A 20730-nucleotide genomic window follows, 5' to 3' on the forward strand; every position below is an offset into this window, starting at 1 on the left:
ACCTTTTATATCAATAACTTAAGGTTCTACAAATAAGTGGTCTAAACCACCAACATACCTAAACTACCCCATAAAGTCAATAATAAAGCTGTAATTCATTGATAAACAGCACCTTACGCGGACAAACCCGCCAATACGCCACCCTCAAAAATGGGCCGAAATATGCTAAAAAATCATTAACACCCTCAGATCAGCATTTGGGGGATCAAACCAGCCGTAAATAGACTTAAAAACAAGTCTCTCAATCCAAAAAAGTAACCCTCGCCGTCTCATTCACAGCGAGGGCTGACATTTTTGACAAAGGCTCAAGAAATGCTACTTCAGAAGAATCATCTTGCGGGTAGCCGTGAAACTGCCCGCGTCCATCTTGAAGAAATACATGCCCGACGAAACCGCCCTGCCGTTTTCATCGGTTCCGTTCCACGTGACACTCCAGGTTCCGGCGCCGCGCTCTTCATCAAGCAGCGCTCTCACCCGCTGGCCCAGAAGATTATATACCGACAACGTCACATGAGAACGCGTCGGCAAATCAAAACGGATCTCCGTGGCCGGGTTAAACGGATTGGGGTAATTCTGGCTCAGGGCAAACCGGTCAGGCAAACGACTGCCGTCGGGACCCACCACCAGCGGGTTGACCAGCGTGAAATTGTATGGTCCGCCCCAACTGAACGATCCTCCCGAGCCGGCCATCATCCAGTAACCATTCGGCGGATAAAAACAGGAATCCAAAATGAGTGTTTTGCCGTCGTGCGATGATGATATCGGACCAACGGTCAGCGAGTAAGCGACCTCGTCAAAACTCGCCGGAAGTCCACCATAGATAGCCAGGGCCCCCAGCCCCACAGTGTCGGCTCCGATACCGTCATTACCGTAGTAATTCACGAAAAATCCGCCGGGGGAATCCCACATCACATCCCAGCCGGTGCCAACCGCAAGAGTATCCGCGACCACACCACCCCACTGAGCGTCATCGGTTGAGTAAACCCTGAAGCCGGTGGTAAAGCCGCCCGAGACACCGCTCAATCCGACCAGTCGCAGTCTGAACACTATCTGAGTACTTCCGTCGGCCACAAGCATCGAATCGTCAGACTGGCCATATAACCCTTCGACACTTTCCAGCGTGATCCCCTGACCATAAGACAATCCGGCTGCCGCCAACAGAGTCGCCAATATCACCATTGCGCATCTAAATTTCATACGGGTTATAGCCTCCTGAGATAATTTGCTAAGGGCACCTCAAACGATATATACCGGAGACTGTCGATGAAACCGGTCCGTTCAGTTGCGTCCGGAGTTTCATCTCAATCTGCCAGACTGAACCGAATACTGATACTCCAAAAATACCACAAATCCCGCTGTTGTCAATACAAAACGGGCACGTCGGATGGCCGGTGAACCCACCGCAAAAAAAGCCCCCGCGAACGCGGGGGCCTTAAATACCCTTGTATTCGAACAGCCGGTTACTTCAGCAGGGCCATCTTCTTGGTTTGGACAAAGCTATCGGCTTCCATCTTGTAGAAATAGATGCCCGATGAAACCTTGTTCCCGCCGTCACTGGTACCATCCCAGGTCACCCGGTATGTACCCGCGGCACGCTCCTCGTCAACCAGCGTGGTTACCATCTGGCCAAGAACGTTGTACACTTTAATCTGTACATGAGAACGGGTCGGCACATCGAAAAGAATCTCAGTAGTCGGGTTGAATGGGTTCGGATAGTTCTGCTTCATGTCGAACTTGGTCGGGAGAGCCGCACCGCCCATGCCCGCCACATCGGTCTTGAGTGTATCCAGCGTGTACGTGTAGGGACCACCCCACGGTACGGCCGCACCGAGGACATCCCATACCCAACGGCCCGCCGGAGGATACCAGGAGGAATCGATAACTAACTGATCGCCCTGGTCGCCATGAATCGGACCGAGCGTGAACCAATAAGCCGAATCATTAAACAAAGCCGGCAACCCGGTGCCATAAATACCGGCGGAACCGCCGAATCCAATCGTATCGGATATCGAGCCGTGGATCGTTCCACCGGGCGAAACGTTGCCGTTATAAATAACGTTCACGAACATTCCCAGGTCAAAAAAGCACGGAAATCCAAAACTCAAATCCCACTTGTAGGTAGGATTCAGTTGGCCGGTAAGCGCGTCCCAGGTAAGGTTCGGGCTATCCATGCAGTATCCATTAGAGATCGTAAAGTGGGCCGAGTTTTCGTTGGCGATTCGCACAAAGAACCTCAGGGTGGCGCCATCGCTGAAGGTATTCTCTCCATATCCTTCTCCGGTATCGTTGAGCCCGGACACACGATCAATCGTGATCAACGGCTGCCCGAACGTCACCGCGCATGAAACCGTCACCAGCATTAACGTCAGAATTAAAACTTTGCTCTTCATCTTTTCACGAGCCTCCATTTATCAGAAACATTACTCTATTATTACCTTGCTTGACAAACAAAGATCATCTTTAGCGAATATTATAATCCACCTCCCGGGAATATATTTTGAATCCCTTCACGCTTCGTTGCGATAAAAACTCTTCAGCCTATAGTACGATTAATTATAAAATTCCGCTGCACCTTAGTCAATAGAAATAACCGAATTAACCCAATTATAATAATGGCTTATCCATACTGAAGTCCGGCTCTCATTCCCGCCGGCTCATTCAAAACTTCGCAAGGTATTACAACAAATATCATGCCGTGCTGCTTTTAGCCTGCTCCGCCCGTCTATCAGCCACTTAGCCGCCAAATCTCAAGACAACGTGGCAAAACGGTGCAGAATATGGTAAATCCTACCAATATGGTGACGTTTTCACCTACTGCCGTGTGTTAATCCTTTTGCCGAATTTTTTCGATCCGGATGCCACCGGCCCGGGACATTTCAGGGGCGCTTACCGGCGCTAAATGAAGCTTGACGAATCGATGACAAAACAAAACAGCCACTCCGAGCTAATCGGAGTGGCTGTATTTATCACATCAGAATCCGAAAATTCTGAGTCGTGTCAACAAATGACCTGCTTAGTGGCAAGGCACCGGAGCGGCTCCACCCTTCCAGGTGTAGTTGACGAGGTAGGTGAGGTCAAGCGGGTCACCCGCAAGGTCACCGTTCACATCAACTTCGTCTTCGCAAGCCGGATCCGGACCACCCTTCCACAGCCAGTTCACGAAATACGTGATATCCAGCGGGTCGAGATAGCCGTCACCATTGAGGTCACCCATGATCTCGCAGCAGCCTTCGCAAACGTCGATACCGCCGGTACCGTTAACGTCGGCAAACATGGTCATTCCGCCATGAGCGGTGTACCAGGCCTTGGCGGCGTCGATATTGGCCTGCAGGTTGGCCACTGTACCTTCATGAACCGTCGACAGAATGGTCACTACCTCGTAGTAGTCGGTAGCGCCGAGGTCGAGCGACGGGTGGAAGCACATGGCCGAGTGCAGATCCTCAACCGAGTCGGTAGCCGTGAAGCCGGAGGCAATCATGTCCCGATAGAACGGGCCAGGATAGAAGCCCACCGAGCTCTGCGACCAGTCGTTTTCCTGTACAAAGCCGCTGTAAGGACCACCGGCAGCGAACGCGCCGTTGAAGTAAGACTCAACAAAAGCGCTGCCGCCGAAGCGGTCGTCGTTCTGCTGACAGTCAGCGCCTTCGTCACCGTCATCCCAGGTAGCTTCGTAACCCTGCTGATAAATCAGGTTTCTGGTCGGGTCAACGCCACCGTAGTTACAAGCGGTCCAGGTGTTACCGGTCGAGTCGTCATCTCTGAAGTCGGCCGGAATATCCCAGTCCATCGCCTCACCGATCATCAAACCGGTGTGGGCGGCGCCGTCAAACGAGTACACCTTGTGGTACTGCAGAACGAACGGGCAGGCATTAAGCGGGGCAACCGTGATCTTCTCCATCGCGATGGCGGAGTCTTGAGTCACGAATACACCGGAGTGGAAAACCTCAGCGTTGAGCGACGCACACTCTTTGGTCTCGAGCTCGCCGTACTGAGGACGGAAACCGGAACTGGTCAACCAGGTAGCATCCCAGATGGCCCAGTAGAAAGTAGTATCTTCGGCAGTGGCCCAGCCGATTACCGGCGAACCGTCAAACAGATACACATTGGCATTGTCGGGGTCGCAGTCGCCAGCATTGACATAGTCCATGTTGACGCCGGCCTTACCGCCGTTACCAAAGTTACCGGTGCTTCCGCAGGTCAGAGCCAGACAGCTGGTGTACACGGTATCCCATACGGGCTTCTGTACCGTGTCAGCAACGATGAAGCTGACCGGGATGGTTCTCGGGAATGCCGGGTCGTTACCGTCGAATACAATCGAGCCTTCAAGCACGATATAGTTGGTCTCAACGCCACCATAGTTGAAATAGATACCAACGGTGGCAACGTTGCCCAGACCGGATGGAACGCTGCCGGAATAGGCACCCAGAGCCAACCAACCGGTGGCGCCGTTGTCCTCTACCGTAGTAGCGGTCCAGTTGAGGGTCAGGTTACCGGCGTTCTCGATACGGATAGTCGTATCAACCTGCTCGCCCGGATGACCCCAGCAAGGATCGCCGTAGCCGTTCGGCTGGAAGATAGCCAGCGGATTGGCAACCGGCTCCACGCACGGGATACGGAACCACTTAATCGGGCTGTTGGTCCAGCCACCTTCATCCTGAACGATACCACCGGCATCCAGGTCGTTTACGAACTGAATGTCGAGATAGTAATCGGTCAAGGAAGAACCGCCGGACGGGTCAACGATCTCAGCCGCGGACCAGTCTTCACCGGTGATTACCGGACGGCCCCAACGGGACATGGAAGGCCAGTAATCGCTCTGGCAGACTTCGCCACCAACCGGATCGCAGTGCGGGGTGTAGCTGTTGGTCAGGTTACGCTGAGCATCCCAGGTCATACCGTTGTCGGAGGAGATAGACAGCCAGATGTCGGCGTTCGCAGCGCCCCAGTAAGCATCCGGATAACCCCAGGCGGCGCAGTCGTTCTCGATGCCGTTCGGGATATCATTGAACTGTGACCAGATAGCGTACAGCTTGCCATCGCACTCCGACAAGGTCATCTTCGATACCGTCAACGCCCAAGCGGGAGTACCGCAACTGTCACCGGAGTAATAGTTGTGGTCAGCAATTGTACGAAGGTACGGAACGTTCTCGGACCAGTGGAACAGACGAGCCTCGGTTCCCTGCCAGAACTCTTCGAATACACCGTCGAGTTCCGGATCGGCCGGCCACGGAGAAGCGTGCCAGATCAGGTGGAGGTTACCCGCCTGATCGAACAAAATAGAAGCATCGCAGTAGGCCTTCCAGGCAGCATCGCCGTAAGGGCCAACTTTGGTGATGTTCTGTCTCGGATTCCAGTTAACGCCCTGATTGTCAGAGGTCTGGATATAAATATCGTTGTCCATCTGGGAGAGCAGAAGGCCGTCGTAGTTTTCGGTCGGAAGACCGGAGCAGGTATCGCACCACGGCTCTTGATACGGCGGGCAGGCAAACCACGACATACAGACGCGGTCACCCATTCTCTCACCGGTGATGTCCTGAGCGATATCTTCAACGGTGTCAACGTAGTAACACGGATAATCCCAGGTACCCACGCCTTCGTAGCCAACACAGCGGAAGTACTTCAGATAAAGACGACCATCGTCTTCCATCGCCGCCACGTGCAAAACCGTGTCGGTACCGAACTGGAAGAAGAATTTCGGCCAGGTGTTCTCAGCATCGCCACCAACATCGTCGGGCAGACGCAAGAAGGCCGCGAAATCTTCGCAAGCCGAGCAGGCGTCAAAATGGAATTGGGGCTGATACGGAATCGGGCCCTTCTGGTCGCAGTGACCGCCAACGATACCGCGGTTATCGGGAGTAACGTCAACGTTGACATAACCGGAATACTCATCGTCCGGGTCGTGCAAAATCGCAACACCGGCATACGAGTGGGATGAACTGATGTACGCGTTGTAAGCGTACGAACGGCTCGCCAGTACGGCGTCCGGCAGGTACATCCAGCCGAAGTGTACAGTGGCCGGCCCGGTGATTCCCGAATGCGGTCCGGTCTCAATCATACGACCCATGGAACAGTTGTGCTGATAATCATAGTACGTAGCACCAACCTGCTTACCCGGAGAGGCAGAGGCGGCGGAGTACGCTACTGTTCCAAGAGTGACCTGACCTGCTGAGCCGGTACCAAATCGACCAGTCTCATCAGCAAACGAATAGGCCTGGGCGTTCATCCTGGTCTTCTTAGGCACATCGCCCTTGCCCATCGTGTGAGCCGCAAACGCTGTCATCGCCAAAAAGGCAACTAACAGTAAGGAGACAACAAGAATTGTGGAAGTTCTCCTTATCATTCATCGCTCCTTTCGAGAGTGAATTAGTTCCCAACTTAGTTCCTTGCGGAATTAAGTTCGCTTTTCAATCGTCCGGAAAGTGGCGAATATCTAAAAGCCTTTATCTACTAAAGACCCTCGGAAACTCGCAAAGCTACCCTCAGTTGTGGATTAACCTCCCTTCGGATACCATACTATACAATGGTTCACCGTAAGGCGTACAAAAGGGCTCGGTAAGTAAGATCGGTACCTTGAAGTAAGTGCGGCAGAAAAACAATTCGCCAAAAGTTCTCCGCTCACTCATAAAACATCTTGGTCAATCTAAGCTACCAAATACCTCGACTTAAAGAATGAAGCTGATTCCCTAAGCGAGATTATTTATAATGCAAGAAAGTTGTCTCTTTGGTTTACCTTCATCCACGAAGACAACCCCAAATTAAACGAATTGGCCACTTTTGTCAAGCGATTTTCATCCTTATTAATGGCCAATTTCTCCCTGTAAAAATTCCCTCACGGTAACAAACCAAAGCTCCCCGCCATCGGTCCCTGAAAATGATCATCAATTGCACATTGAACTCATCACTTTCGGACCCTCATAATAACCAGGGCTGCCCTTAACAACCTTTTCGGCGAATCCCCCAAAAAATCTTAGACTTACGGGCCGACATTTTCGCAAGCAAAGCATACCGATGCAGTGGTATTTGACGGCCCCTCGCTTCGAATGTAGTGACTTGCCCCCGAACAGGTGAAACGCGACAGCCTCTCGATTTTTACATAATCCCTTGCGCCATGCTTTTTTAGATTGACATGATGCGGGTAATTTCTATTATATCCCCCTTAGCGGTAAAAACAACCGCGGCGGTGAAAAATATGATCAAGCTCTCGCGACAAACGAAAGAAATTGTCAAAACCATTCTGTTTTTCGGCGCGGTCGCGCTGCTTTTGCTGGTCTATGTCATCTATCCGCTGAGCCGGTCCAAGAAGCTTATGGCCCGCAGTGACATCGATCAGTACAATCAGGATTCGCTGGTTGCCAATGACGCCGGCGCCTACCTGCAGGCCGGCCTGCCGGTTGACACCTTCAGGTTCGAATCCGATGCCATGACAATCCTCGCCTGCCTGAAAGTGCCCGCGAAAGAAGACACCGGCAGCTATATCCGCGGCACCGCGATACTTCTTCACGACGACGGCGCTAACCGCGACAGCCTGATCAACCTCGCCCGCATGTTCCACGACACCGGCTTCGCCGTTATAACCCTCGACCTTCGCGCGGCCGGTAAAACCACCGGCAAATATCGCGGCGAAGGCTACCTCGAGGCTACCGATATCCAATCTCTGATCAGCCACCTCGAGATTCACGGACAAATTTCCCACCCGCTGCTTATCGTTGGATACGGGCGCGGGGCGGAGGCTGCCCGCCTTACGACTTTCGAAGAACAGCGGGTCGATGCCGTCATCGCGGTCCGCCCATACCTGACAACCAAACGTATGCAGGATATCCTCAAGCAGAGATACGACACCTACTGGTTCCCCTTCTACCGCACCATCATGTGGTGGTGGTACAATATCCGCTCGGGATACGGCGCGCCCTACCGCGACACCGAGAATCTCCGGCCGGTGGAAAAACCCACTGTCATATATCTGGAGCCGCAGGACCTCGATATCGAAGAAATCAACCGCCTTAAAGAGATTTCATCCGGTGAATTGCTCGAGGTTCTCCCCCTGCCGGCAGGCGATCAAGAGATCTTCGAAAAAGCGGTATCGCTGGCCGCCACGATTCGTTCCAATTCCTGAAATCAACATCGAACCGCCTTCAGCACGGGAACTTTGCCCGGCAAGGTTGTTTTTAATCTTTTAGTGACTATATTATCCGCTAAATAAAGCAGGAGATTACCTTATGAGCGCAACGAAACTTGCTGAAAATGTCTATCACGTCGGCGTCAAAGACCCCGACCTCAGAGTATTCGATATTATCATGAAGACCGAACACGGCACCACCTATAACGCCTACCTGGTCAGGGGCTCCGAAAAAACCGCCCTCATCGACAACGTCAAAAGACCCTTCGCCGATGATTTCTTTGCCAACATCGAAGAAATTGTCCCGATAGAAAAAATCGACTATCTCATTGTCAATCACAACGAGCCCGACCACAGCGGATCAATCGAAATACTCCTCGACAAAAACCCGAACCTCAAAATCTACTGCTCGGCATCCGCCGTGCCTTTCCTTAAGAACATCATAAACCGCGATGCCGATATCACCGGCCTCAAAGACAAAGAAACCCTCAACCTCGGCGGCAAAACCCTGACTTTCCGCCTCATGCCCTATATGCACTGGCCCGACACGATGATGGAGTTTCTCGAAGAGGACGGAATTCTTTTTTCCAACGATGGTTTCGCGGCCCACATATCATCGGATTCGATATTCGCCGATGAAGTCAAGGTCGATGTTGATTTCGAAGTCCACTACTATTTCGACTCGATAATGCGCCCGTTCACCGGTTACATGCGCCGCAACCTGCCGAAACTCGATGAGCACGACATCAAAATGGTAGCCCCCTCTCACGGACCTGTTTTCCGCAAGGACCCGCTCAAATACATTAGCAACTATAAGGAATGGGCGGTGGACAAATCCGAAAACGCCAACACCGTCTCAATCTTCTACGCCTCGGCATACGGGAACACGCAGAAACTGGCGCAGACCATCTCAGAGCATCTTGGTAAGGCCGGTTTTACGGTTAATCTCTCCGATGTTACCCAAACCATACCCGACCAGCTCCGCGAACAGATTGAGTCCAGCAAAGCGATCCTGATCGGCACGCCGACCTTCAATGGCGATGCTGTCAAACCGATTTGGGATGCTGTCAGCTTGTTTTCGACCGTTTACAGCATCGGCAAGAAGGCCGCCGTTTTCGGCTCCTATGGTTGGGGCGGCGAAGCTTCCAAGCTCGTGGCTGACCGACTTACCGGATTGAAACTCAAGGTGTTCGAGGAAAACTACCGCGCCCGATTGATTCCATCGGATGAAGAAATGGCCGGTGTGGCCGACTACTGCCAAAAGCTGACCGAATTCATCGGGAAATAAAATTTTATTTGCGGGCCTTGACGCTGACAGGCCCGCTTTCTTATAATTCGCTATTTCAACACAAGTGGGAGGAATACCCCGTGAGAATATTTACATGTGCTCTCTGCGCCGTCTTTCTCCTGTCCACAGCGGTCTGGGGACATTCTGCATCTCTGACCGCGGCGGCCGAATTCACTGTTCCCGGATTCACCCGCCCGATCGAGAAAATAAAATTCAACGACATTAATTCCGACAGCAACCCTGAAATCCTGGCGGCCGATGGCGAAACAATGGTCCTCTATTCACCATCGGACTGGTCCACCCTGCTGAACATTCCGCTCACGGACAACTACACCGATTACGCGATCCTTTTCGACGACATCAACCGCGACTCAATCCCCGATATCGTGCTGGCTTACTATTTCGAGTGCCGCACCATACTGCCGGACACCGCCTGCCGGATTTATGTTTACGATGGCGCCTCGGGTTATACCCTGACCGACTCTGCTCACTACGATGCCGGCACGATGGTGACAACCGACCGGACTTCCCCGTTCAAGTGGGTGACCCTGGCGGCATTGGATGTCACAGGCGACGGTTACAACGAGCTTTTCTGCGGTTTCGACAAATACCGTTCGTTCAAACTGATGATCTCTGTCATGTTCAACACCATCGGCCTGTCTTTTTTGACCGACGATATTGCTCAGCCGCCAATCTGGGAAAAGACAGTTCTCATGAGCAATCCCTGCCCTGTCTTTACAGCGGCAAGCGATAGATTCTTCGCGACCACCACCTATTCCGTATTTGCCAGTGTACCCGGTGATGTAACTGTCGACGGCAGCGTAGAGATTATAGATGCTTATGGTGAGTCGCGACTGACAATCGACGAAACGACAAGTGTAACCTGCCCGCGCGATTCCGCCTATAGCTCCAACATCTGCAGCTTTGAGACTTCCGGTGATATCAACCCGATCTTCAGCGGCACCGAAATCCTCGTCCGGCACTCCGTACAGCAAACCTGCTTCCTCGACGACATGATTGCCCTGGATTCTACCGAAATATCACTAAGGCTTTATAATCTTATCGCCCCGGATTCGGTTGAGATTCTATGGAGTGTCTATGATGCTCCATCGTGCTCCGAGTATTTCTTCAGCCCCGATTACCCCGGCAGGTTTTACGGTATCGACGGCGGCTGTCTTTATGAATTTAACGGCGAAAACGGCCAACCCTCGCGCGATCGCATCGATGTCACCACCGGCGAACTATTCTGGACACGTTATGGGGCGGCCGACACCTACAAACTGGTCGCGGTGCGCAATCAGACCGTGACAATACATGAACTCGATCTGGTTACTGACGTTGCCGAACAAACGACAACGCTGCCATCGTCGTTCACCCTTGGCCCGGCCTACCCTAATCCTTTCAACCCATCCTGCGTTATCGAGTATTCGCTGCCCAAAAGCTGCCACACGAAAATCGGCGTGTATAACATACTGGGGCAAAAAGTAACGACCCTCGTCGACGAACTCAAGCCGGCCGGCAACCACTCGGTCGAATGGAACGGCACCAACCAATCCGGCCAACCGGCAGCCTCAGGCATATATTTGTTCAGCGCCGAATTTGATGGATCCGCACGGACTGTCAAGGCAGTCATGCTTAAGTGATAGCCTGGACGTATTTTAAGGTAGATTCCCAGGTTACGGATAGGTTGTTGTAGTCAATGGATTCACTTTGTCGTGGCGTTTGAACGGAAAACTGGTATCTCTCGTCTATAATACATTTGGAGGAGGGTTAGCATGTCTTATCGACGTCTATTTATTTTCGTTTCTACTGCCGCGAGCCTGGTAGTCCTCGCCCCGGCAGTCAGTAGCGGCAACGGACTGGACATTACCTTATCTGCTCCCAGCATCCTGGATACTACGCGTCTTTTTTATCCAGTCGGCGACTTTGACTTGGTGTCTCCACCCTATTCAGAAGTCTATGGAGCGGCAAGCCGCGGCAGAAGCCACGTTCTAACCGTAATCTACGCGGTGATTTCTGGCGGTAGCGGGGCCGGGAATCATTGGTCGCTAATAAGGTCGGACTACGATGGAAATCTGATAGACACACTGCCTAAACCGGGCAACTTCGCCGGTAACTGGTACAATTTCGAAACGGTGCTATCATCGGATTCTCTATTCTACGTATTCTTCCGCGACAATACGCGGGCCACTTGTTATCGAATAAGGGAAGATCTCACATTTGTTGATGATTCCCCGATAATCGTTGGAGAGTCCGACGATGCCGAGGTCAGTTATCACGTCGAAGGTCACACTTTATGGACAATTTCCACTTTTGACTACGATTCAGTCTGCGTTTCCGTGTTCGATTTCGACCTTTTGGCTCCCATAGTCGAGAATGTGAAGATTGGCCATCGACAGCTTTGGTCGAGCGTCGCCTCCGACAAACTCTATATGTGTACGGCACCCTGGGACAGCGCCTATTTTGGCGCTTTTTACATCGATAAATCAGGGACCGTAACTCGACTTCAAAACATAAAAATGGATGGCTTTGTAAAAAACAACATCTCCTGCTTCAGCGGCTTACCCTGTGGAGCCGACTCGGCATTGTTCTTCTTTTTTGATGAAGACTCTCTGGGGCGCGACCAGTTCAGGTATTTCTATCTATCGGGTTCAAACCTGACCAATGAGACCGAGGTTTGCGAGATACCGCTCTCACTACCGCTTGCTGCAGGTGTTGGAGGACCCTATGCATATCAAATGTCCGGTGACACATTGGTTCTCATTAGCACCAATCTATCGGTGAGCGAAGAATTTGTGGATTATTTGGTGTTTGCTCTTGAGAATGGCACGCTTCTCCAGAAAAATTGGGTCGACTATACAATTGTGCCGACGGCGTATCAGTTTCTCACGTATACCTTCTCCGAAGGCGTCGGCTCCTATTACCTGATCTACCAAAAAGGTGTTCATGTCATGCGCCTTCCTTTTGAAACACCCTTCGCAGAAACGTCGCATAAGCAGCTTTTTTTTAATTCTGGCCACCTTCGTCGCCCCAGCATCACTCACAACGTTGATGAAGTATTGGTGGTTTCAGAATGGCAGGACACCTCCGCTGTTTGTCTCAAGGCTTCTTTATTGAAGGATCTGGATCGATTGACAGTGTATGCGGACCGCCGGCTTCTCACCGACGGCTGCAGACGCTTGAGGCCGCAGCTTCATAGAGCCGCCGGCAAGGAACTACTGGTCTGGCTTGAGGGGCCCTATGCCCTAAGTACGCCTTCATCAAGCGCGTCATCGATCGCTGAGTATTACTACTATCACAAGGCAACTCTGTTCTCGGGGTATTTGCCAAAGACTACCGACATGATTGATGAGGCAGTCAGCCTACCGCCAACACCCCTGCTGAACAGACATTCAGTCTGTCGGACCATAGGCGATACAGCATATGTAGGGGTAGCGAAAAACGATCTGTATAGAATTGGCAGAATCAATGTAAACACAGAGGCACTCATTGGCGGTTTGATCGACGGGAATGAGCGAGGGGAACTCGGGACACTTCTGGTCAACAATGACACCCTGCTTTGGCTGTCAGGGTTTGATTACTGCACGGAATGGGAGTGGTTCCAGTGTATCTATTATTTCTGGGGATATAACGGCATCGCCATACGCAACGGCCAAATAATTGACAAGGGCACTTACCACACTCCGCCGTACTCTGTAGAATATTACGAATTTCCCTGGTTGAGTGATTTACGGTCGTTTGTGATTATGGATGGGTATGGTGTGAGAGACCTCCCCTTTCTAACCGAATTCGGAGAGCTTAGGGAAATTGATTTCGAATCGAAGGAATTGGTTCTTTTTAAGGACTTATCGTGTCTGGGATGTGAGGCTGCGATTTATCCGACTGTCTATGGCAATGTCGTGGTTCGCTATTATGCTTCCTCCCGTAACATAGGGGTCACAGTCTACGACTATTGGTGGAACAACGTGATTACGACTACCACACTTACTCTAGAGGATCAGCCAATAGAGTTCTCCGAATTCGTCTATCTCCCAGATGACAGAAAAGTGGTTTTTGCTTATTCCGCTTACGTGCCCGAGCCCTATGCCGCTGTGCGCACCTTCGTCAGATCGATCGATTTTGACTACCCTACCACCGCAGAAGAAATACAAGCCGAGTTGCCCGCTCAGTTTCGTCTCTCCCAGAACTACCCCAACCCCTTCAACCCATCCTGCGTTATCGAGTATTCGCTGCCCAAAAGCTGCCACACGAAAATCGGCGTGTATAACATACTGGGGCAAAAAGTAACGACCCTCGTCGATGAACTCAAACCGGCCGGCAACCACTCGGTCGAATGGAACGGCACCAACCAATCCGGCCAACCGGCAGCCTCAGGGATATATTTCTACAAAATGGAAGCCGGAGATTATGTGGGATCAAAAAAGATGTTGCTGCTGAAATGATGGGCTAATACAACCGCTCTCGTTTAGACAAAAATGCATAAAGCGCCTTGTCAAAAGGCATCGCCGTATCCACCGGGAAATAATCTATATTGCTCTGGCGACACGCCGTGGCTACCTCGTCCGAAAAAGCCTTCACCTGACGCGCAAAATCGCGCTTGATCTGATACGGCAGCGTCGTGACTTCCTCGCCGGTCTCCATATCCTTGAAAATCGCCTCCTGCCCGAAAGCGAAATCCCGCTCCCGCGGATCAAGAATATGAAAAACAATCACCTCGTGCTTGTTGTATCGGAAATGCTTCAGCCCGCTGAGTATCCGGTCGGCCTCGTCGAGTAGATCCGACATGATAATCACCAATCCCCGCCGTTTTATCCGGTCCGCCATCTCGTGAAGGGTCGATGATATATCGGTCGTGGCCGAAGGCGTCTGGTTGGCTATCTCGCTCAAAAGCACATGAAGATGCCCTGACTTCGAGCGCGGGGGAATATACCGGCGAATCTTCTGGTCAAAAGTCACCAGCCCCACCGCGTCGCGCTGACGAAGCATCATAAACGAAAGCGCCCCGCAAAGCATCCCGGCATAATCGAGCTTACTTACCCTGTCGCCACTGCGATACGCCATCGATGCCGAGCAATCCAGAAGCAAATAGCCTTTAAGATTTGTCTCTTCTTCGTACTGCTTGATATAAAACCGATCCGACTTGCCATAAACTTTCCAGTCGATATCGCGGATATTGTCGCCCGGCATATACTGACGGTGCTCGGCGAACTCGACCGAAAAGCCGTGATAGGGCGACTTGTGAAGACCGGCGATAAACCCCTCGACCACCATCCGGGCACGCATCTCCATCCCCTTCAAATGCGAGACAACTTCGGGATCGAGGTATTTTCTATATTCGGCAGACATTATCCAGCGTTAGTCCTTAAATATCTTCAAGACAGCCTCGCCGCCCTCAAGCAAATAACCGCGGTACATCCCTTCGGTATTAAACGGCATGGCTATATTGCCATCCTTATCGATCGCGATAATCCCGCCGGTGCCGCCAAGCTCGGTCAGGTTCTTGTGAATAACCATATTGGCCGCCTCTTCGAGCGACATCCCCTTAAGCTCCATCAACACCGACACCGTGTACGATACCACCGCCGTGATAAAATACTCCCCATGACCCGTACCACTCACAGCACAGGTGCGATTATTGGCGTAAGTACCCGCGCCGACAATCGGCGAATCGCCCAATCGCCCGAACTTCTTGTTGGTCATGCCGCCCGATGAGGTCGCCGCGGCCAGGTCGCCACTCTTATCGAGCGCCACCGCCCCGACTGTCCCGTGTTTGTCATCGGAGTGATCCAGTTGAGAATAATCCGATTGCGAGAGTTTCTCTTTGTATTTGGCGGCCTTTAGCTGCTGCCACCGATGTTCAGTATAGAAATAGTCGTCATCGGCGAATTCCACCCCGTGCAGTTTCGCGAACGCTTCGGCTCCATCCGCGCCCAGCAGAATGTGCTCGGACTTATCCATTACGAGCCGCGCCAACTCAATGGGATTCTTTATGTGACGTACCCCGGCCACTGCCCCGGAGTTGAGTGTTCTGCCGTCCATTATCGAGGCATCCTGCTCGTTTTTCCCTTCGTGGGTGAACACCGCTCCCTTTCCGGCGTTGAACAAAGGGGAATCTTCCATTACTTTCACCGCCGCCTGCGTGGCATCAACCGCCCGACCACCCCTTTCGAGAATGGTATATCCGGTTTTGAGACTCTCGCCAAGTCCCGCGAGATATTCAGCCTCCTTTTCCGGCGTCATCTTTGCCTTAAGTATTGTCCCCGCCCCGCCGTGAATTACCAGACCGAATTTCGATGCCATCTCACTCCTCGCTGTTTGCTTTTGCGGTCGCACCGCGCGCCAGATCAACATAAATCATGAGCGCCATATAGATTATTGAGACAAGTATGGCCACACCGCTGATTGCCAGGATATCATCAAAAAACCAGTGAAACCCCTCGCCCGTAAGACCAACCGCGTGCACCAGAACAGCCACGGCAAAAGTCAAAAGAACCGTCTTCTTCACCCGCGGTTTCACCGACGTGAAAATGAAAACCAGCCCCAAGGCGAAAAACAGAAGTGTCTGGCCATTGATATGGGTATGCGCCAGCCCCAGATTATGACCTATATGATCGACATCGTCCGGCCCGGGATATTCTTCGATTTCAAGAGCCTGATCATATGGCACCGCCTGAGCATCATATTTCTCGAAACTGTCGGCCAGCTCCGCTGAATCATACTCAACCTGCTCTTCCAGCAGATTGCTGTCCCAGTCGGGCGCCAGTTCCGACGCCGAGTCGGCGAGTATTCCCTCGATATCCAGCGCCATATTGCCGTCAGCAGCCTCGGCCGGTAAGGTATCGTACCCGCCGCTTGACAATTCATATTCGTCAACCGTGACAAGGCCCTTCTCGACATAAAAAATCGCCATCGCCCAAAGGCAGACAAAAAGCATCAGCGTGGTAAACAGCCCCACGAACAACTTGCCATATGGCGGCAGTTCCGAGAGTCTGATATTTTGTATCATAGAACTCACTCAATTAAAAAAGGCCGGTAGTCAGTGCGGCAAATGCCAGGAAAATTAGGCCCGTTCCTTCACCGAATCGAGCACCCGCTTGATAATCTCGGTCGAATCCACACCATCGGCCTCGGCGTTAAACGATGTTACAATGCGGTGGCGCAGAACCGGGTAAGCCGCAAAGCAGACATCCTCCGGGCCGGGGGTCGGCCTGCCCTCTAAAATTGCCTTGGTCTTGGCGGCGAGAATCAAATATTGCGAAGCACGCGGGCCGGCCCCCCAGTTGACCCAGCTTTTAACAAAATCGGGCGCGTTCGGCTCGGTCGGACGGGTAGTGCGAACCAGATCAACCGCGTATTCGATAAGATGATCCGAGACCGGCACCCGGCGAACCAGATTCTGAAATCCAATGATATCCTCAGGCGACAAAATCTTGTCCAACTCGTACGAAAGAACCGCTGTGGTCGATTTGACAATCTGATGTTCTTCGGAACTTGACGGATAATCCACGAGAACATTGAACATGAACCTATCAAGCTGAGCTTCCGGAAGAGGATAAGTGCCTTCCTGCTCTATCGGATTCTGCGTGGCCAGCACGAAAAACGGCTCGTCCAGAGCGTAAGTCTGTCCTGCCGCAGTAACTTCGTGCTCCTGCATGGCCTGCAAAAGAGCCGCTTGAGTCTTTGGAGGCGTGCGGTTGATCTCATCGGCCAAAATTATATTTGCGAAAACCGGGCCTTTCACGAAGCGAAACTGACGCCGACCGGTCGAATGATCTTCTTCGATAATCTCCGTACCGGTAATGTCCGATGGCATCAAATCCGGAGTGAACTGGATGCGATTGAATTTCAGATTCAACACGCGGGCAAGAGTTGATATCAGCAGCGTCTTGGCAAGACCCGGCACACCCACCAGCAAACAGTGCCCGGAGGACAACAGGGATATCAGAAGCTGCTCGATAACCTGCTCCTGACCAATTATGACTTTTCCTATCTCGCTTTTGATGCTGGTATAAGCTGAATTCAGCGTTTCAACCGCCGCTATATCAGATCCGGTCTGTTTGGACGACATCAACTCCTCCGTAATTAGTTACCATCGTGCCAGTTTTTCGCACCAACGATTATTTATACAATACGTCCAGAGAAAAACATCGATTGCTCTTGAAAATATCCGGCAGACCCAAAGGCGCTTGTATGAAATAAAGCGATAATATTGGTCCGCTTTATGACAAGTCGGCAATTTGTGCCGGTAAATGGTCTTTTCAAAACAGGGGTTAAAATGGCCCCTGAGAAATGTTAGATTTACGCTAAACCTCGATAAAACTTTAACTTAAATCCAAATAAAATGTGGATAAACGAGTCGAAAAGTCCACTATCCGAAAAGGTTATCTTGTTTGTTAATAATAAGATAAGGGGTTATCCACAAAATGTACACCTTTTCCACAAAAGTGCCGTATTGTCAACAATCAGAAAATCTTCTTCTTATCCGCCGGCTCTACTTCCTTCTTTGGCTGCTCGGGGGGTAAAAATCCCAGGCTACCCTTGCTCTCCTTCATATTACAGGCGCCGCAGAAGACCGCCCCTTGCTCTATGACCAGTGATTTGGTTTTAAGATCACCTTCCATCTCGCATTTCGCCTGAAGTTCTATCTTCTCGCTTGTGACCACATTACCAACCATGCGGCCGGCGATAATAGCGGTGTTGGCCTCGATCTCGGCCTCAACGATCCCTGTCGAACCAACTGTCACACAGTCAGAGCAGATAATCTTTCCCTTTACCGTACCATCAACCCTCAGCGCTCCCTTAACATCGAGAGTCCCGTTGATGACAGTATCTTTGCCAATAATGGTGTTCATTAATCCATCCACTTCGTTATTGTTAGTCTTTTTGATCATACCAATTATCCAGCGGATCTATAGGGTTATCATTTATTCTTATCTCATAATGAAGGTGCGGCGCTGTCGATAAACCGGTGTTACCCGACAGGGCAATCCGACTGCCCGCCGGCACCGTCTGTCCCACCTCAACCAGCAACTCCTTGTTATGGCCATAAATGGTCGTTATCGAATCATTGTGTTTTAATACCACCATGTATCCGTATGCGGTCGAATCGTAGTCGGCAAAAATAGCTTCGCCGGCCGCTGTCGCCAGCACCGGCGTCCCCTCGGCGCAGGCAATGTCCACCCCCGGATGATAATGCGCGTCGTCTTCTATCTCGAAATCCTGGCTGATAAACCCCTGGATGGGAAGTCCGGCGGGTAAAGATATATCTATGCCGGCCGCGCGAGACACCACCGCCATACCACGCTCGTCGAGCGACGCAAACAACGTGGAATCATCCGGCAATTCAGGAAACTCAATATCGATACCGGCCAGCTCTGTAAGTCGTGTCACTATGCCCCGGGCCTGTTGCAGATTAGCCTCAAGAAGCTGCACTTTATATTGATAGCGCAGCAACCTCTCATTCTCCTTAGCAAGTTTATCAGCCATCGCCGCCCGTGTCAACACCTTTCCATAGAATACGAAAAACAGAAGTATCCCTACCACGATAACCACCAGGCCGATCGCGATAGCCTTGAACAGCCACTGACGTATACGGAAACCGCGGCGGCTCTCGGTGCCGTCGGGTATCAACATCAGCGTGATATATTTCCTCTCGGCCATTGTCAGCCCTCGATTTTATGAAACAGTTCGACAAGGCGATCCAGATCCTCATCGCCGTAATACTCGATCTCTATTTTGCCCCGCTTCAGACCGGGACTGATTTTCACCGATGTCCCCAGAAGACGTTTGAGATAATTCTCAACTTCGGTGATGGCGGGAATCTTTCTCTTCGGTACCAGCCGCCGTTTTTTCGTACGCCGCGTCTCGTCCTCCACCTGCCTGACCGACATAGAACCGGAGACTATCTGCTCGGCCATGCGAAGCATCGCCGGCTGATTATCCAGCGACAAAATCGCCCGGGCGTGTCCCTCGGTAAGCTTTCCCTGACGAATCATCTGCTTGATCTCATCGGGAAGAGTGTTCAACCTCAACACGTTCGCCACCGAGGCGCGACTCTTACCGACCCGCTCGGCCAACTCGTTCTGCGTGAGATTGCACTCTTCGATCAACCGACGATACGCCTGCGCCATCTCCATCGGATTGAGATCCTCGCGCTGAAGATTCTCCACCAGCGCCAACTCGAGCATGCGCGTGTCGGCAACGTCGCCCGCGACCATCACAGGCACCTCCGTCATACCCGCCATCCGCGCCGCCCGGTAACGCCTCTCGCCGGCGATGATCGTAAAACCGCCGCCGTTGACGCGCACCACCAGCGGCTGCATGATACCGTTGACCTTGAACGAATCGGCCAGATCGCGAAGACCGGCTTCATCGAAATCGCGACGGGGCTGCATCGGATTGGGACCTATCTTATCGAGCGCCACCATGCGATACTTGTTCTCCTCCGACACCACCCTGCTGTCACCGGGAATCAACGCTCCCAGCCCTTTTCCAAGAACTATCTTACTCATCGCGTAAGCACCTCTTTTGTAAACGACATATAATTTTCCGCTCCGGTCGACATGATATCGTAAAGGATGATCGGCTTGCCGAACGACGGCGCCTCCGACAACCTCACGTTGCGCGATATCACCGTATTGTAAACCTTGCTGTCGAAATGCTTGCGCACCTCGTCGGACACCTGCCTCGACAGATTCAGACGACTGTCGAACATCGTAAGAAGAACACCTTCGATCTGAAGATTCGGGTTGAGATTATCCTGCACCAGCTTCACGGTGTTCATGAGCTGCCCCAACCCTTCCATCGCGTAATACTCGCACTGGATGGGAATGATGATCGAATCAGCCGCCGTAAGCGTGTTAAGCGTCAAAAGACCCAGCGAGGGAGGGCAGTCGATAATGATATATTTGTAATCATCGAGAATGGGGGCCAACGCGCTCTTTAATCGCGTCTCGCGCGCCAGCATCGACACCAGCTCCACTTCGGCGCCGACCAGGGAGATCGATGACGGCACGATGTTGAGATACTGAAGTTCGGTCGGCTGCACCACTTCTTTCATGGTTTTATTGCCGATCAGAACATCGTAGATAGATGACTCTATTTTTTCTTTGTCGAGACCCACCCCGCTGGTGGAGTTGGCCTGCGGATCCATGTCAATCAGACAGGTCTTGTGCTCGGCGGCTGCCAGGCAGGAACTCAGATTAATCGCCGTGGTGGTCTTGCCCACACCGCCCTTTTGATTCGTAATCGCGATAACTTTGCCCAAAGGACACTCCTTAATGAAATCAACCTCATGTAGAGCAGAAGTTTAATCCAATGGGAATTG

General features: G+C 51.9%; 15 protein-coding genes. 4 read left to right on the forward strand and 11 right to left on the reverse strand.

The genetic code is table 11. The features are described from left to right. Nucleotides 1-315: 315 nt before the first annotated feature. The 3 genes from AB1483_01450 to AB1483_01460 all read right to left on the reverse strand — a co-directional run bounded on the left by AB1483_01450 (nucleotide 316) and on the right by AB1483_01460 (nucleotide 6340). Nucleotides 316-1197 carry a FlgD immunoglobulin-like domain containing protein gene (locus AB1483_01450; protein ID MEW6411119.1) on the reverse strand — a complete coding sequence of 294 codons (882 nt, stop codon included), beginning with the start codon at nucleotides 1195-1197 and terminating at the stop codon, nucleotides 316-318. Between the two features lie 263 nt (nucleotides 1198-1460). Then, nucleotides 1461-2390, reverse strand: a complete 930-nt coding sequence (locus AB1483_01455; GenBank protein MEW6411120.1) for a FlgD immunoglobulin-like domain containing protein — start codon at nucleotides 2388-2390, stop codon at nucleotides 1461-1463. Between the two features lie 623 nt (nucleotides 2391-3013). Further along, entirely contained in the window at nucleotides 3014-6340 is a 3327-nt protein-coding gene (locus AB1483_01460; protein ID MEW6411121.1) for a dockerin type I domain-containing protein, read from the reverse strand. An 849-nt stretch (nucleotides 6341-7189) separates the two neighbouring features. Between AB1483_01460 and AB1483_01465 the strand changes: the two genes are divergently transcribed. The 4 genes from AB1483_01465 to AB1483_01480 all read left to right on the forward strand — a co-directional run bounded on the left by AB1483_01465 (nucleotide 7190) and on the right by AB1483_01480 (nucleotide 13846). Continuing rightward, entirely contained in the window at nucleotides 7190-8113 is a 924-nt protein-coding gene (locus tag AB1483_01465; protein MEW6411122.1) for a hypothetical protein, read from the forward strand. Nucleotides 8114-8216: 103 nt separating this feature from the next. Next, on the forward strand, nucleotides 8217-9404 hold the full coding sequence (locus tag AB1483_01470) for an FprA family A-type flavoprotein (protein MEW6411123.1): 1188 nt from the start codon (nucleotides 8217-8219) through the stop codon (nucleotides 9402-9404). A gap of 80 nt (nucleotides 9405-9484) precedes the next feature. Further along, nucleotides 9485-11047, forward strand: coding sequence for a FlgD immunoglobulin-like domain containing protein (locus AB1483_01475; protein MEW6411124.1), 1563 nt, complete (start codon nucleotides 9485-9487; stop codon nucleotides 11045-11047). A 132-nt stretch (nucleotides 11048-11179) separates the two neighbouring features. Then, nucleotides 11180-13846, forward strand: coding sequence for a FlgD immunoglobulin-like domain containing protein (locus AB1483_01480; GenBank protein ID MEW6411125.1), 2667 nt, complete (start codon nucleotides 11180-11182; stop codon nucleotides 13844-13846). 4 nt (nucleotides 13847-13850) lie between these two features. Here the strand turns inward: AB1483_01480 and AB1483_01485 are convergent, their stop codons facing one another. From AB1483_01485 to AB1483_01520, 8 genes are all read right to left on the reverse strand, one after another. Beyond that, nucleotides 13851-14750: a DUF58 domain-containing protein gene (locus AB1483_01485; GenBank protein ID MEW6411126.1), complete on the reverse strand. Its 900-nt coding sequence runs from the start codon at nucleotides 14748-14750 to the stop codon at nucleotides 13851-13853. 9 nt (nucleotides 14751-14759) lie between these two features. Then, nucleotides 14760-15704: an isoaspartyl peptidase/L-asparaginase gene (locus tag AB1483_01490; protein MEW6411127.1), complete on the reverse strand. Its 945-nt coding sequence runs from the start codon at nucleotides 15702-15704 to the stop codon at nucleotides 14760-14762. A 1-nt stretch (nucleotide 15705) separates the two neighbouring features. Then, nucleotides 15706-16410: a hypothetical protein gene (locus AB1483_01495; protein MEW6411128.1), complete on the reverse strand. Its 705-nt coding sequence runs from the start codon at nucleotides 16408-16410 to the stop codon at nucleotides 15706-15708. 54 nt (nucleotides 16411-16464) lie between these two features. Continuing rightward, nucleotides 16465-17472 (reverse strand): MoxR family ATPase, encoded by a 1008-nt coding sequence (locus tag AB1483_01500; GenBank protein MEW6411129.1) that lies wholly within the window; start codon nucleotides 17470-17472, stop codon nucleotides 16465-16467. Between the two features lie 394 nt (nucleotides 17473-17866). After that, nucleotides 17867-18295: a polymer-forming cytoskeletal protein gene (locus tag AB1483_01505; protein ID MEW6411130.1), complete on the reverse strand. Its 429-nt coding sequence runs from the start codon at nucleotides 18293-18295 to the stop codon at nucleotides 17867-17869. Next, complete coding sequence (locus AB1483_01510) at nucleotides 18279-19064, reverse strand: M23 family metallopeptidase (protein ID MEW6411131.1); 786 nt, start codon at nucleotides 19062-19064, stop codon at nucleotides 18279-18281. Before AB1483_01510 ends, AB1483_01505 begins: the two co-directional genes overlap by 17 nt. 2 nt (nucleotides 19065-19066) lie before the next feature. After that, complete coding sequence (locus AB1483_01515; GenBank protein MEW6411132.1) at nucleotides 19067-19915, reverse strand: ParB/RepB/Spo0J family partition protein; 849 nt, start codon at nucleotides 19913-19915, stop codon at nucleotides 19067-19069. After that, complete coding sequence (locus AB1483_01520; protein ID MEW6411133.1) at nucleotides 19912-20670, reverse strand: AAA family ATPase; 759 nt, start codon at nucleotides 20668-20670, stop codon at nucleotides 19912-19914. The genes AB1483_01515 and AB1483_01520 overlap by 4 nt, the downstream gene beginning before the upstream one ends. Nucleotides 20671-20730 lie beyond the last annotated feature (60 nt).

Source organism: Candidatus Zixiibacteriota bacterium (genome assembly GCA_040756055.1).
Lineage (GTDB): Bacteria > Zixibacteria > MSB-5A5 > GN15 > FEB-12.

What these genes read in the sequence shown, in the direction of transcription:
- AB1483_01450 (MEW6411119.1), bottom strand. Translation starts at nt 1,197, where the DNA reads ATGAAATTTAGATGCGCAATGGTGATATTGGCGACTCTGTTGGCGGCA.
- AB1483_01455 (MEW6411120.1), bottom strand. Translation starts at nt 2,390, where the DNA reads ATGAAGAGCAAAGTTTTAATTCTGACGTTAATGCTGGTGACGGTTTCA.
- AB1483_01460 (MEW6411121.1), bottom strand. Translation starts at nt 6,340, where the DNA reads ATGATAAGGAGAACTTCCACAATTCTTGTTGTCTCCTTACTGTTAGTT.
- AB1483_01465 (MEW6411122.1), top strand. Translation starts at nt 7,190, where the DNA reads ATGATCAAGCTCTCGCGACAAACGAAAGAAATTGTCAAAACCATTCTG.
- AB1483_01470 (MEW6411123.1), top strand. Translation starts at nt 8,217, where the DNA reads ATGAGCGCAACGAAACTTGCTGAAAATGTCTATCACGTCGGCGTCAAA.
- AB1483_01480 (MEW6411125.1), top strand. Translation starts at nt 11,180, where the DNA reads ATGTCTTATCGACGTCTATTTATTTTCGTTTCTACTGCCGCGAGCCTG.
- AB1483_01485 (MEW6411126.1), bottom strand. Translation starts at nt 14,750, where the DNA reads ATGTCTGCCGAATATAGAAAATACCTCGATCCCGAAGTTGTCTCGCAT.
- AB1483_01490 (MEW6411127.1), bottom strand. Translation starts at nt 15,704, where the DNA reads ATGGCATCGAAATTCGGTCTGGTAATTCACGGCGGGGCGGGGACAATA.
- AB1483_01495 (MEW6411128.1), bottom strand. Translation starts at nt 16,410, where the DNA reads ATGATACAAAATATCAGACTCTCGGAACTGCCGCCATATGGCAAGTTG.
- AB1483_01500 (MEW6411129.1), bottom strand. Translation starts at nt 17,472, where the DNA reads ATGTCGTCCAAACAGACCGGATCTGATATAGCGGCGGTTGAAACGCTG.
- AB1483_01505 (MEW6411130.1), bottom strand. Translation starts at nt 18,295, where the DNA reads ATGATCAAAAAGACTAACAATAACGAAGTGGATGGATTAATGAACACC.
- AB1483_01510 (MEW6411131.1), bottom strand. Translation starts at nt 19,064, where the DNA reads ATGGCCGAGAGGAAATATATCACGCTGATGTTGATACCCGACGGCACC.
- AB1483_01515 (MEW6411132.1), bottom strand. Translation starts at nt 19,915, where the DNA reads ATGAGTAAGATAGTTCTTGGAAAAGGGCTGGGAGCGTTGATTCCCGGT.